Genomic DNA, 13,677 nt, shown 5'->3' on the forward strand with positions numbered 1-13,677 from the left:
AACTCACTTGAAGGAGAAGCATGTTCGAGCTGCCCCGACGCGTCCTGTTCGGTGCCGCGTACTACCACGAGTACCAGCCGTACGAACGCCTCAAGGACGACCTCGACCTGATGGCCGAGGCCCGCTTCTCGGTGATCCGGGTCGGGGAGTCCGTCTGGTCCACCTGGGAGCCCGAGAACGGCCGCTTCGATCTCGACTGGCTCCAGCCGGTCCTGGACGGCGCCCACGAGCGGGGCATCTCCGTCATCCTCGGGACGCCCACGTACGCGGTACCGCCCTGGCTGGCCCGGCAGTACCCGGAGATCACGGGCGAGACCCGCACCGGTGAGCGCATCGGCTGGGGCGCCCGGCAGGAGGTCGACTTCACCCACCCGGCGTTCCGCTTCCACGCCGAGCGGATCATCCGCAGGATCGCCGAACGGTACGCCGGCCACCCGGCGGTCATCGGCTACCAGGTCGACAACGAACCGGGCCTGCACCTCTTCCACAACCACGGCGTCTTCCAGCGCTTCACCGACGAACTGCGGGAGCAGTACGGCGACGTGGAGACCCTCAACCGCGAGTGGGGCCTGGTCTACTGGTCGCACCGGCTGTCCACCTGGGCCGACCTGTGGACCCCGGACGGCAACGCCCAGCCGCAGTACGACCTGGCCTGGCGGCGCTTCCAGGCCCGGCTCACCACCGAGTTCATCGCCTGGCAGGCGGACATCGTCCGCGAGTACGCCCGCCCCGGCCAGTTCGTCACGACCTGCATCTCCTACGACCGCCAGGGCGTCGAGGACGACCGGCTCACCGACCGCCTCGACGTCACCGCGGGCAACCCGTACTACACGATGCAGGACGCACTCGCCCTGCCCGACACGGGCGGCGCCGGGCAGAACTGGACGACCAACGGCACCTGGGCGCTGTACCGCAGCGCCGACCGCATGTACTCCTCGCGCCAGGAGCCGTTCCTGGTCACCGAGACCAACGCGCAGGCCATCAGCGGGCCGTGGGACAACCGCCCCGCCTACGACGGGCAGTGGCGGCAGGCGGCCTGGGCGCTGATCTCCCGCGGCGCCTCGATGATCGAGTACTGGCACTGGCACACCCTGCACTTCGGCACCGAGACCTACTGGGGCGGCATCCTCCCGCACAACGGGCGACCCGGCCGCGTCTACCGCGAACTGGCGGTGCTGGGAGGGGAATTGGAGAAGGCCGGTGACCTCGTGGCGTCCCTCACCCCGGACGCCGACGTGGCCTTCCTCTACGACGGGCCCAGCAAGTGGGCGCTCCAGGGCCAGCCGCCGCTGGCCGGCCCCGACGCAGGCCCGGACGGGCGGTCGTACGAGAGGATCTTCGACGCCTTCTACCGCGGTGCCTTCGACGCCGGCCTCCAGGCGCGCGTCCTGCACCCCGGGCAGCTCCCGGACGCCGATCTGCCGCCGCTCCTGGTCGTCCCCGCCTACTACGCCGCCGACGACACCGTCCTGGACCGGCTCCGCTCCTACGCCGAGGCCGGCGGCCATCTCGTGCTCGGCCCCCGCACCGGCTACGGCGACACCGAGGCCAGGGCCCGCACCGACCTCCAGCCGGGCCGGCTGGCCGAGGCGGCCGGGGTGACGTACGACGAGTTCAGCAACCTGGGCGATCCGCTGCCCGTCACCGGCTCGGACGCCCTTCCCCTCCCGGCCGACGCGCACGCCCTGCACTGGGCGGACGGACTGCGGCCGCGGGGCGCCGAGACGCTCGCGGCGTACGTGCATCCGCACTTCGGACGCGGGCCCGCGGCCACCACGCACCGCCACGGCGCCGGGCGCATCACCTACGTCGGCACCGTCCCCGACCCCGTCTTCGCCCGGGCCCTGTTCGACCGGTACGCCCCCGAGGGCGCCTGGCGCCCCGCACACCCGAGCGTCACGGCCACCTCGGCGACCGCCCGGGACGGCCGCCGCGTGCGGTTCCTGCACAACTGGTCGTGGGAGGAGGTGTCCGTGCCGGTGCCCACCGCCCTGCGGGACGTGCTGTCGCAGACTGTGTACGGCGACGCGGTGCCGCTCGGGCCGTGGGACGTGAAGGTGCTGCGGGAGGAGCCGGTCTAGCAACCGCCGCTTCCGGCAGGCCCCGGCATCGCGCCTCGGCTGACTGCCTGGGGTGCCCTCAGAGCACCTTGCGGTGCACAAGGGCCGACAGGACGAGGGCGCCCGGCAGGAGAGGGAGCCAGACCGTCAGGACGCGGTAGCCGATGACGGTGGCCGTGGCGGTGGCCACCGGGGCGCCGAACGCGGCCATGGTGAAGACGAGCGCGGCGTCCACGGGCCCGATGCCGCCCGGCGCCGGCACGGCTCCGACCGCCGTGCCGGCCACCAGCAGCGCGAGGATCACCTGCGCCCAGGACAGCGGCAGCCCGAGCGAGAAACCGACCGTGGCGATCACACTGCCCTGGAGCAGCGGGGTGGCGGCCGCCCCGCCCCACAGGGCGAGCACACGGCCGGGCCGGGTGTGCAGCTCGCGGGCGTCGGTCAGCGCGGTGCGCAGGAAGCCGAGGACGGGGCGGCGCAGCGCCCGTACGGTCACGAGCGTCACGGCGGTCGCGGCCAGCGCGAGCAGGGCGCCGCCCGCCGCGAAGAGCAGGGTGCGGTCGTCCGGGACGAGCGCGCCAAGGCGCAGTACGTCCGGGAACGCCACCAGGAACACGAGCAGCACCACCGTCTTGGCGACCGGCTTGACCAGGGAGTACAGGGCGAGTGAGGCGGTGGCCCGGGGGAGGGGGATGCCGCGGCGCTGAAGGAAGCGCAGGGTGACGGCGTGGGCGCCGATGCCCGCCGGCAGCACCTGGTTCGCGGCACCGGCGGCGAACTGCGAGGCCACCAGCAGCCCGGGCGGCAGCCGCTCCGGCAGGGCGCCCTGCCGGACACAGGCGGCGGCCACCCACGTCAGACACGTGCAGACGAACGCGACGAGCAGCCACCAGGGGTCGGCCGAGGCCAGCCGCGCGGCCCCCTCATAGGCCGCCCGCCGGTCGACCAGGGCCCACCCACCGACCAGCAACAACGGAAACAAGGCCAGGGCCGGCCGGACGAGCCGCGCGGTGGTCGAGGAGCGGCGGGGTGCGGTGGGGAGCGGGGCGGGGGTGGGGGCGGGGAGCGTTTCGAGCCGAAGCTGGGACACGGCGTACGTCGTCCTTCCGCGTCACGCCCGGGGACGGGGCGGACGATGCAGGGCGAGTCAAGGGGACCTGGGAAACGTGCCCGGCCGGTGTGACGCCCCGGTGTCCGACAGCGAAAGCGAGAGGGGCGGGAGAACGACACGGCTGGTTTTGAGAGCGGCCCACCCGGCCTGCGGTCCGGGAGGGCGACCGGCGGGGGCGCTCCGCCTGCGGCCCGGGGCCCGGTGGGAGGGCGCGGCTTTCGGTCTGGGGCGTTGCCGGTGGGAGGCGCGCGGCTTTCGGTCCGGGGGAGCGGCTGGTGGAGGGCGCGCGGCTTCCGGTCCAGGAGATGGGGCTGGTGGGAGGGTGCTCGGCCTTGGGCCCGGGATTCGGCCGGTGGAGGACGCGGCTTCCGGGCCGGGGGAGCGGCGGGTGGGACGGCGCGGCTTTCGGTCCGGGGTGCGGCTGGTGGGAGGGCGCGCGGCTTTCGGTCTGGCGATGGGGCTGGTGGAACGGTGCTCGGCCTCGGGCCCGGGATTCGGCCGGTGGAGGGCGCGGCATTCGGTCCGGGGTGGCTGGTGGAGGTGCTCGGCTGCCAGCTCGGGGCATGGCCGACCGTTGGGTGCGCGGCTCCGGCCCGGGGAGCGGCCAGTCGTTGGGGGCGCGGCCTCCGGCTCGGAGTAGGGCCGGTCGGAGGATGCCCGGCCTGCGGCCCTGGGTACGGCTGGTCACCGTATGGCTTCGAGCTGGGCCGTCATCGCGGCGATGCCCGCCAGCCGGGGGCGATGCCGGCCACCGGGATTGGTGTCCGCCCCGGGACCGATGCCCGCAACCGGGCCGATGACCGCCGCCGGAATGTGCCCGCCACCCGGGCCGATGCCCGCCACCGGAATGGTCGCCGCGACCGGGGCCGATGCCCGCCACCTGCGTCAGTGCCAGTCGCCGGGGTTGACGCGCCCACGGTGCGGCTAACGGCTGCCGCCGGAGCCAGGGGTGCGCCCGCACGTGGCCCGGGGCCGGGAGGCGGACGGGCGTGGTGTGGTGCCTGGCTATGCCGCCGCGGACCCCGCCCCGGCCACCGGAAACCCCGGACTCCGCAGCACGCGCCTGTCCGCGTCCACCGCGAACACCTCGCAGTTCTCGCGGGCCGCCGCCCACTCGACGCCCTGCCTGCCCAGGGCGAACGCCGCTGTCGCGACCGTGTCGGCCTCGGTCAGGGTGGGGGCCACGACGGTCATGCTGAGGAGGCCCGTTGCCGGGCGGCCCGTGCGGGCGTCGAGGATGTGATCGCCGCGTTCGTAGCGGGCGGAGGTCGCCACGGCCCGGTCCGTGAGATCCAGGACCGCGCAGAGCCGGTCGGCGTGTTCGGGGTGGCGCACGCCGACGCGCCAGGGGCCGCCGGAGGCGATCACGTCGCCGCCCGCGTTGAGGCAGAAGCGCCGAGCACCGGCCGCCGACAGGAGCTCCGCTCCCTTCTGCACCGACCAGCCCTTCACCACGGCACAGGGGTCGAGGCCGCGACCGGGCAGACGTACGTCGAAGGCGCCGCCGGTCGCGATCCGGTACTCCTCGCACAGCTCCAGGACCTCCCGGAGCACCGGACTGGGGTCGCGCACCTCCCCCCGGTCCAGCCGCGACACCTCGCTGTCCGGCCGGAACGGGCTGAACCGCGCGTCGACCTCGCGCAGCCAGGCGAAGAGGCCGTCCACCGGTGCCTCGGGGAACCCTTCGTCGTCGATCCGTACCGACACCGGGAACCCCATGACGTGCTCGACGCGCCGCATGCCGTCAGCCCCGCGCGTCGATGGCGGCCTGGAGCGACTCCTTGTAGCCGTCGCTGGTGATCGTCGCACCGGACACCGTGTCGATGTCGGCGCTCTGCGCCTGGAGCGTCTCCTCGATCAGCTCGGGCACGGCGGCCGTGGTCTGCGGATGGTTCGGCTGCTGGAGCATCCGCACCGAGGCGATCTTGTCGTCGGCGAACGTGACCTCGACCTGCACCGGGCCCTTCTCGGTGTCGATGGTCGAGCCCGACACGACCGTGGTCGTGGTGCCGCCCGACGAGGAGGCCGACGGTGTCGACGCGGGCGCGGCGGCCTCGGTCGCCGCCGACGACGACCCGGTGTCGTGCGACGGCGCGTACCGCCAGACCGGGATCAGCCCCGCGACGCTCAGGACGAGGACGGGTATGGCTCGCTTCACAGAATCTCTCCTCCTCATCCGGCCAGGCTGAAGCGCTCGAAGTGGGTCTGAGCCCTGGGCACGCCCAGCTCGCGCAGGCTGCCGAGCACCGCGTTCATCATCGGCGGCGGGCCGCACAGGTAGACGTCCCGGCCGGTGATGTCCGGCACCAGGCGGGCCAGCTCCCGCGGCGCCAGCCGGTCCGGTACGGCAGGGCCGGTCACCAGGTGCAGCTCGGCACCCTTGGCGTGCGCGAGTCCGCGCAGTTCGTCGTAGAGGACGGCGTCCTGGTCCGTGGCCACCCGGTAGATCACGACCGCGTGGCCGTGCAGTTCCTCCAGCAGGGCCCGGATCGGGGTGACACCGACGCCGCCGGCGATGAGCAGGGCGTCCGGGCGGGTGCGGTGCAGGGTGGTGAAGGCGCCATAGGGGCCCTCGGCGAACACGCGCGTGCCGACCTTCAGGTGCCGCAGGGCCGCGCTGCCCTCGCCCGCCCGCTTGGCGGTCAGGCGCAGCGTACGGCCGTCCGGCGCGGCGGACAGCGAGAACGGGTTGGCCTGCCACCAGCGGTCCTTCGTCAGGAACCGCCACAGGAAGAACTGGCCGGCACGGGCGGGCAGCCGGTCCAGGTCGCGGCCCGTGATGTAGACCGAGACCACGTCGTCGTTCTCGGGGACGACGGCCGTGACCCGGAGCTGGTGGCGGAGGTTGCGCCACAGCGGCAGGACCAGGCGGCCGAGGAACACCGAGGCGAGGGCCACGCCCCACACGGCGTACCAGTACGTCTGCGCGACGGACGACGAGGTGAACGTCGTCCCGGCCGCGACCTGGTGCGTGAACGCCAGCACCACCGCGACGTAGGTGTACAGGTGGATGAAGTGCCAGGTCTCGTACGCCAGCCGGCGCCGGGCGTAGCGGGCCGAGACCGCGCCGACCGCGATGATGATCGCCAGGGCGGTGATCGCGCGCAGCACGCCCTCGACGGTCTCCGCGAGATCCACCAGCTGGTTCACCGGGTCCAGGGACGAGGACTGCGCGTAGCCGAAGACGATGAACACGGCGTGCGCCAGCAGCAGCCACAGCACCGAGAAGCCCGTCCAGCGGTGCCAGGACGTCAGCCGGTCCATGCCGATCCGCCGGTCGAACCACGGCAGCCGCGCCACCAGCAGCAGCTGGAACGCCATGAGCAGCGCCCCGTACAGCCCCGCCAGCCGTCCCAGCACGATCAGCGTGTTCGAGGCGAAACCGGCCTGGACGAAGAAGACGGTCACCACGACCGCGTTGGAGAGCAGCAGCGCGTACACGCCGGTACGGCCCACCACTCTCGGGCGCACGCCCGGGCGGGGCGCCGCGGCGGGTTCTTGGAGGGTCGTCACGATCGGCAGCTCCTTGATCGGATCCTGGGACACCGAGCTTGTCGCGGGGGAGCTGTCGGAATACTGTCGCTCAACTTTCAAGTGTTTATCGATCCGGCGGCGAAGGCTCGGGCGGCTATGGCGGCACACGGCACGTGAAGCACTATGAGCGGGTGGAAAAAGTACGACTCCTCGTCGTCGACGACGACCCGCCCATCGCCGACCTCGTCGCGACCGTCGCCCGCTACGAGGGCTGGGAGGCGGTCACGGCGTACTCCGGCGAGGACGCGCTGAAGCGGGCCGCCGAGTTCCACCCGGACATCGTGGTGCTCGACCTGATGCTGCCCGACGTCGACGGCTTCGGCGTCCTGGACCGGCTGCGCGCCTCCGGCACGATGGTGCCGGTGGTGTTCCTCACCGCGCGCGACGGCGTCGCCGACCGGGTCGCGGGCCTGACCCGGGGCGGCGACGACTACCTGGTCAAGCCGTTCGCCGTGGAGGAGCTGATGGCCCGGCTGCGCACCGTCCTGCGGCGCAGCGCCGGCCCCGCCTTCCAGCGGTCCGTGCTCCAGGTCGGCGACCTGACCATGGACGAGGACACCCGCGAGGTGCGACGCGGCGAGAAGCTGCTGTCGCTGACCCCGACCGAGTACGAGGTGCTGCGCTACCTGATGCGCAAGTCGCCCACCGTGCTCACCAAGGCGCAGATCCTCGACCACGTGTGGGAGTACGGCTTCGGCGGTCGCTCCAACGTCGTCGAGCTGGTCATCAGCCGGCTGCGCCGCAAGCTCGAGGAGACGGACGACGGCGGAGCGCCGCTGATCCACACCGTGCGGGGATTCGGGTACGTCCTGCGACAGGCCTCCGAGTGACAGCCCGGCTGCGGCGGGCCTACCGAGGGATGCGCCTGGGCACCCGGCTGGCCCTCGGCCTCGGCGCCCTGTCGCTGGTCGTGTTCGCCGTCGTCGGCACGGCCCTGACCACATACATGCGCGACTACCTGTCGGCCCAGCTCGACACCCAGCTGGCACAGGCCCAGATCGCCCAGTCCAAGAGCATCGCGGACTACGGCACGCTCTCGGGCAAGAAGTACTACAGCTGGTTCTACGCCGTGTACGACGTCTCGGACGGCACGCCCGAGCTCCGCAGGCCCGAGGACCCCGCCGACCTGCCCGACGACGTCGACGACTTCACCGCCCTGGCCTCGGCGCAGAGCGCCGCGCACACGGAGCTGCTGCGCACCGAGCACCTCAAGGGCGCCGGCACCTACCGGCTGCGCGCCTGCGAGGTCGAGCCCGGGGTGGTCCTGGTCAGCGCCGCGCCCATGGAGGACATCGAGGACACGGTCGGGCAGCTGATCACCATCCAGGTCGTCACCTTCGCGCTCGCGCTGCTCGCGCTGGTGGTCTTCGGCCGCCGCATGCTGCGCCGCGGGCTGAAGCCGCTCAGCGACATGGCGTCCACCGCGCACGGCATCGCCTCGCACGACCTGACCGAGTCGGCGGCCCGGCTGCCGCTGCGCGCCGACGGCCGGGACGGCGGCCCGGAGGTGGACGAGCTGCGGACCGCCTTCAACACGATGCTGGAGCACATCGACGACTCCCTCGCCGTGCGCGCTCAGGCCGAGCAGCGGCTGCGCCGGTTCGTCGCGGACGCCTCGCACGAGCTGCGCACCCCGCTGATGTCGGTACGCGGCTACGCCGACCTCTTCCAGTACGCCGCCGCCAACGCCCCCGAGGAACGCGACCGGCACCTGGCCCGACTGCGTGCCGAGGCCGCCCGGATGGGCATCCTCCTGGACGACCTGCTGCTGCTCGCCCGGCTGGACGCGGCGGAGGTGGAGGCGCCGCTGCGGCTGGAGGACGCCGACCTGGTGGAGCTGGTCCAGCAGGCCGCCGACGCCTTCCGGGCCAGCCGGCCGGACCACCCACTGACGGTGACCACCGGCCCCGGGGCGCTCAAGGTGCGCCTGGACCCGCAGCGCGTCCGGCAGGTCCTGGACAACCTCCTCGCCAACGCCGCCGTGCACACCCCGCCCTCAACCCCGGTGTCCGTGGACGTCGCCGTCACCTCCGGCACCGCCCTGGTCCGGATCGCCGACGCGGGTCCCGGCATCCCGCCCGAGGACCAGGAGCGCGTCTTCGACCGCTTCTACCGCGTCGACAAGGCCCGCAGCCGCGACCGCGGCGGCAGCGGCCTGGGCCTCGCGGTCGCCCATTCCCTGGTCCGGGCCCACGGCGGCCGCATCGAGCTGAACAGCGAACCCGGAGCGACGGTGTTCACCGTGTGCCTGCCCCTGAAGGGTGTGGTCCCTGGGGGCCGGTGAGGCGGGCCATCTAGACTCGACCGGCAACAGCCCGTACGACCATGGCACACAGTCTCCGCCAACCCGAAGGGCCCCGGCGTCTTGATACGGATCGATTCAGTCACCAAGCGGTACCCGGACGGCACGGTGGCGGTCGACCGGCTCTCGCTGGAGATACCCGACCGCTCGATCACCGTCCTCGTCGGACCGTCGGGCTGCGGCAAGACGACCACCCTGCGGATGATCAACAGAATGGTCGAACCGAGTGAGGGAACGATCCTCCTCGACGGCGAGGACATCCAGCGACAGCCCGTCACCACCCTGCGCCGGTCCATGGGTTACGTCATCCAGAACGCCGGCCTCTTCCAGCACCGCACGATCGTCGACAACATCGCGACCGTGCCCCGCATGCTCGGCTGGGGCAAGCAGAAGGCCCGGGCGCGGGCCGCGGAGCTGATGGAGCGGGTGGGGCTCGACGCCGCGCTCGCCAAGCGCTACCCGTACCAGCTGTCCGGCGGCCAGCAGCAGCGCGTCGGCGTGGCCCGGGCCCTCGCCGCCGACCCGCCCGTACTGCTCATGGACGAGCCGTTCTCGGCGGTCGACCCGGTGGTGCGCAAGGGACTCCAGGACGAACTGCTGCGCATCCAGGACCAGTTGGGCAAGACCATTGTCTTCGTCACCCACGACATCGACGAGGCGATCAAGCTCGGCACGATGGTCGCCGTGACGCGCACCGGCGGCCACCTCGCCCAGTACGCGCCCCCGGCCGAGCTGCTGTCCAGCCCCGCCGACGCCTTCGTCGAGGACTTCCTCGGCGGCGACCGCGGCATCCGGCGCCTGTCGTTCTTCCCGTCCGCCGGGCTCGAGTTGACGAGCGACCCGGTGATCCCGCTCGACGCCACCGCCGAGCAGATCGCCGCCCCCGACGCCCCCTACCTCCTGGTGACCGACGCGGACGGCCGGCCGCTCGGCTGGGGCGAGCCGCGGAACCTGGTCGCGGGGGACATCCGGCCGGAGGAACTGCTGTCCCACGGGCGGCCGTTCGTGCCCGGCACCGACTCGCTGCGAGCCGCCCTCGACTGCGCGGTGCTGTCGCCGACCGGCTGGGCCGTCGCCGTGGACACCGGCGGACGCGTGACCGGCGTCGTCTCGCAAGCGACCATCGGCGAGGCGATCCGCAGCGCCCACGCCGCCGACCACGCCGACCAGGCCAAGGTCTCGTCGTGAACGGCTTCTTCGACATCCCGAGCGACCTCCAACACAGCTACCTCGGCCTGATCGGGCTGCATCTGCGCGAGGCTCTGCTGCCGGTCCTGGCCGGGCTTCTGCTCGCGCTGCCGCTCGCCCAGCTGTGTGTCCGGTTCCGCTGGCTGTACCCGCCCGTGCTCGGCGCCACCACCATCCTCTACGCCGTCCCGTCGCTGGCCTTCTTCGTCGTCCTCATCGACTACACGGGCCAGACCGAGCTGACCGTGATGATCCCACTGGCCGTCTACAGCCTCGTGGTGCTCGTCCCGGCCATCGTCGACGGCGTGCGGTCCGTGCCGCGGGAGACCCTGTCCGCGGCCACCGCCATGGGCTTCGGGCCCGTACGCCGTTACCTCCAGGTGCAGTTGCCGATCGCCGTGCCCGCCATCGTCGCCGGGCTCAGGGTCGCCACCGTGTCCAGCATCTCCCTGGTCAGCGTCGGCACCCTCATCGGCAACCAGGGCGCCCTCGGCAACCTGCTCGCCGACGCTCAGAAGTACGACCGGCCCGAGCTGGCCGTGAACTCCGTGATCACGACGGCCGTCCTGGCGATCCTGTGCGACGCCCTGCTGGTCCTGCTCCGCGTCGCCCTGACGCCGTGGATGCCGAAAGCCACCCGCGGGCGCCCGAAGACCGGAGCGCGGCGGCAACTGCCCGCACCGCAGGACGTGATCCGGTGAACGTACTGAACTTCGTCAACGCCTTCTTCAGCGACAGCGCCCACTGGCACGGCTACGACGGCATCCCGCAACGCCTGTTCGAACACGTCCAGTACTCACTGCTGGCCCTCGCCCTCGCCGCCGCGATCGGCCTGCCCGTCGGCCTGCTGACCGGGCACACCGGGCGGGGCGGCAACGCCCTCGCCTTCATCGCCACCGCCGCCCGCGCGCTGCCCAGTTTCGGCCTACTGGTACTCATCGTCATCGTGATGGGTTTCGGCCTGCTGCCCGTGATGATCCCGCTGGTCATCCTCGCCGTCCCGCCGATCCTGGTGACCACCTACGAGGCGGTCCGCTCCGTCGACCCCTCCCCGGTGGACGCCGCCCGGGGCATGGGCATGCGGGAGTCGCGGATTCTTTTCCAGGTCGAACTGCCGGTGGCGCTGCCGCTGATCCTGAGCGGCCTGCGCTCGGCGGCCATCCAGATCGTGTCGACGGCCACCATCGCAGCGTACGTCAGCCTGGGCGGCCTCGGCCGGTACATCGTCGACGGGCTCTACCAGCGGGACTACGAGAAGGTGGTGGGCGGCGCCACGCTGGTGGCCGTCCTGGCGCTCGGCACGCTGGCGCTGTTCTGGGCGGCGGGCCGCCTGGTCGTGTCGCCGGGTGTCCGCAGACGCTGATGTCCGACCAGTGCCTGTAAGAAACCGTGACCAGGCCGCTCTTGACTGATCGTAAAGCGGCTGGCTTGGATCGGTGGATGACTTCTACCGCGAAGAACGGCAGGTCCAGGACGAGGCACACCGGCGCGGCGACCGTCGCGCTCACCGCCGCTGCGGCGCTGCTCGCGGGCTGTTCGTCCGGTGACACCTCCGACAATCCCCTGGCGGGCGAGAAGGCGAAGGCCGGCACCGTCGTCGTCGGCTCCAACAACTTCGCCGAGAGCACCCTGCTCGCCGACATCTACGGCGAGGCGCTCAAGGCCAAGGGCATCAAGGTCACCTACAAGCACAACATCGGCAGCCGTGAGACGACGTACGGCCTGATGAAGAACGGCTCCGTCACCGTGCTGCCGGAGTACAACGGCTCGCTGCTGGCCTACCTGGACCCCAAGGCCGAGCAGAAGTCCGCCGAGGCGGTGAACGCGGCCGTCAAGGCCAAGCTCGACAAGAAGCTGACGCTGCTTCAGTCGTCGCCCGCCGAGGACAAGGACTCGGTCACCGTCAACGCCGAGACCGCCAAGAAGTACCAGCTCACGTCCTCCTCCACCCTCGCGGACCTCAAGGACGCCGCCCCGGACCTGGTGATCGGCGGTTCGCCCGAGTTCCAGACCCGGCACCAGGGACTGGTGGGCCTGAAGTCCGTGTACGGTCTGGAGTTCAAGTCGTTCAAGGCGCTCGACGCGGGCGGCCCGCTGACCCAGGCGGCGCTGACCAGGAACACCGTGCAGGCCGCGGACATCTTCACCACGGACCCGACCATCGTGAAGGAGAAGTTCGTCGTCCTGAAGGACCCGGAGAACCTCTTCGGGTTCGCGAACGTGACTCCGCTGGTCAACAAGAGCGGGCTCTCCCAGAAGGGCGTCGACGCGCTCGACGCGGTCTCGGCCAAGCTCGACACGAAGACGCTCCTCGACCTGGACGCGCAGGTGCAGCTCGAGAAGAAGGACCCGCTCGACGTGGCCAAGGCGTGGCTGAAGTCGGCGGGTCTGGACTGACCTGACCGGCTGCCTGGCACGAGGCTGCCCGTCACGATGCGATAACAGGCTCGACCGGACCGGAAAGGGATCGAACGCGGGCCGGGGGCGGGGCGTCACAGGAGCGGAACCGTCACCGGCCACCGTGATCCCCTGGGAGAGCCATGCGTACCGACATCACGCGCACCATCCGGATTCTCACCGTTGCCGTCCTGTGCGCCGTCGGTGCCGGCACCGCGGCAGGGTGCGGCAGCGCGGAGGCCGGCCGCGACGGTGGCGAGGTCCGTGGCACCGAGTCGGCCTCGCGGTGGGAGGCCCGCCCCCGCGAGGTGGCCGGTGCCTGGGACGGCTCCCCGGCGGCCGCGCAGTGGCGCGCGGGCTACCACCCCTTGGGGACGGTCGCCCAACTGCCCGCGGGCGGCCTCCGTAACGACGCCGACCGGCGCGCGTACGCGACCGGCACCTTCGACCTGCGGGCACCGCTCCCCTTCGCCCGGGGGCAGAGCGGCCGGGTGGTGTGGACGGAAGGGGGCTCGCTCACCAGGCCACTCGTGGCGGCCGAGCGGGCCTACCGGACCCTGGACCACAACAGCGGACCCGGTCCCCGACTGACCGTCACCAAAGCCGAGTTGGGGGACATGACCGTGCTCACCAGTCGCGGGCCGGCGACCGTCCCGGCCTGGCTGTTCACCCTGGAGGGCTATGCCGCTCCCCTGAAGAGGGCCGCCGTGAACCCCTCGGAGTTGCCCAAGTCGCCCGTCGCACCGCTCGGGCCGGACGTACCCATGGACGTGCTGGCGCCGCTCGGCGGCCTGACAAAGGTGGCGGAGGACGGCCGGTCCGTCACCGTGATGGCGCACCACGGATCCTGCGACGACGGCCCCGTCGTGACGGCGCTGGAGACGCGCGGCAGCGTCGTGCTGTCCGCCTCCGTGACCGGCACCAGCGACGGTCCCTGCACGAGTGACCTGCGCGGCAAGAAGGTGACGGTGAAGCTGGACCGGCCGGTCGGCGACCGCATCGTCCTGGACGCGTTCACGGGCCGCCCTGTGCCGTACACCGAGTGGCCCGGGAACACCCCCGGCCGGAGCTGAGACAACCCCCGG

General features: G+C 72.3%; 12 protein-coding genes. 8 read left to right on the top strand and 4 right to left on the bottom strand.

Annotated features, from left to right (window positions below; genetic code table 11):
- Window positions 1-20: 20 nt before the first annotated feature.
- Window positions 21-2,081, top strand: coding sequence for a beta-galactosidase (locus PV963_RS35155; RefSeq protein WP_274820496.1), 2,061 nt, complete (start codon window positions 21-23; stop codon window positions 2,079-2,081).
- A gap of 58 nt (window positions 2,082-2,139) precedes the next feature.
- Here the strand turns inward: PV963_RS35155 and PV963_RS35160 are convergent, their stop codons facing one another.
- From PV963_RS35160 to PV963_RS35175, 4 genes are all read right to left on the bottom strand, one after another.
- Complete coding sequence (locus PV963_RS35160; RefSeq protein WP_274820497.1) at window positions 2,140-3,150, bottom strand: lysylphosphatidylglycerol synthase transmembrane domain-containing protein; 1,011 nt, start codon at window positions 3,148-3,150, stop codon at window positions 2,140-2,142.
- 1,026 nt (window positions 3,151-4,176) lie between these two features.
- On the bottom strand, window positions 4,177-4,911 hold the full coding sequence (locus PV963_RS35165; RefSeq protein ID WP_274820498.1) for an FAD:protein FMN transferase: 735 nt from the start codon (window positions 4,909-4,911) through the stop codon (window positions 4,177-4,179).
- 4 nt (window positions 4,912-4,915) lie between these two features.
- Window positions 4,916-5,329 carry an FMN-binding protein gene (locus tag PV963_RS35170; protein WP_274820499.1) on the bottom strand — a complete coding sequence of 138 codons (414 nt, stop codon included), beginning with the start codon at window positions 5,327-5,329 and terminating at the stop codon, window positions 4,916-4,918.
- A gap of 14 nt (window positions 5,330-5,343) precedes the next feature.
- A complete protein-coding gene (locus PV963_RS35175) occupies window positions 5,344-6,684 on the bottom strand; it encodes a ferredoxin reductase family protein (protein ID WP_274820500.1) in 1,341 nt (446 codons plus the stop codon).
- Between the two features lie 152 nt (window positions 6,685-6,836).
- Between PV963_RS35175 and PV963_RS35180 the strand changes: the two genes are divergently transcribed.
- The 7 genes from PV963_RS35180 (at window position 6,837) to PV963_RS35210 (ending at window position 13,665) form a co-directional block, all read left to right on the top strand.
- Window positions 6,837-7,535 carry a response regulator transcription factor gene (locus PV963_RS35180; RefSeq protein WP_274820501.1) on the top strand — a complete coding sequence of 233 codons (699 nt, stop codon included), beginning with the start codon at window positions 6,837-6,839 and terminating at the stop codon, window positions 7,533-7,535.
- Window positions 7,532-8,989, top strand: coding sequence for a sensor histidine kinase (locus PV963_RS35185; protein ID WP_274820502.1), 1,458 nt, complete (start codon window positions 7,532-7,534; stop codon window positions 8,987-8,989). The genes PV963_RS35180 and PV963_RS35185 overlap by 4 nt, the downstream gene beginning before the upstream one ends.
- 81 nt (window positions 8,990-9,070) lie before the next feature.
- Window positions 9,071-10,195, top strand: coding sequence for an ABC transporter ATP-binding protein (locus PV963_RS35190; protein WP_274820503.1), 1,125 nt, complete (start codon window positions 9,071-9,073; stop codon window positions 10,193-10,195).
- Window positions 10,192-10,896 carry an ABC transporter permease gene (locus PV963_RS35195; protein WP_274820504.1) on the top strand — a complete coding sequence of 235 codons (705 nt, stop codon included), beginning with the start codon at window positions 10,192-10,194 and terminating at the stop codon, window positions 10,894-10,896. Before PV963_RS35190 ends, PV963_RS35195 begins: the two co-directional genes overlap by 4 nt.
- Complete coding sequence (locus tag PV963_RS35200; RefSeq protein ID WP_274820505.1) at window positions 10,893-11,558, top strand: ABC transporter permease; 666 nt, start codon at window positions 10,893-10,895, stop codon at window positions 11,556-11,558. The genes PV963_RS35195 and PV963_RS35200 overlap by 4 nt, the downstream gene beginning before the upstream one ends.
- A gap of 77 nt (window positions 11,559-11,635) precedes the next feature.
- Entirely contained in the window at window positions 11,636-12,592 is a 957-nt protein-coding gene (locus tag PV963_RS35205) for an ABC transporter substrate-binding protein (protein ID WP_274820506.1), read from the top strand.
- 143 nt (window positions 12,593-12,735) lie between these two features.
- The gene (locus tag PV963_RS35210) at window positions 12,736-13,665 is read left to right on the top strand and encodes a hypothetical protein (protein WP_274820507.1); all 930 of its coding nucleotides are present in this window, start codon (window positions 12,736-12,738) and stop codon (window positions 13,663-13,665) included.
- The last annotated feature ends 12 nt before the right edge of the window (window positions 13,666-13,677 follow it).

The sequence above is a fragment of the Streptomyces coeruleorubidus genome (assembly GCF_028885415.1).
GTDB lineage: Bacteria > Actinomycetota > Actinomycetes > Streptomycetales > Streptomycetaceae > Streptomyces > Streptomyces coeruleorubidus_A.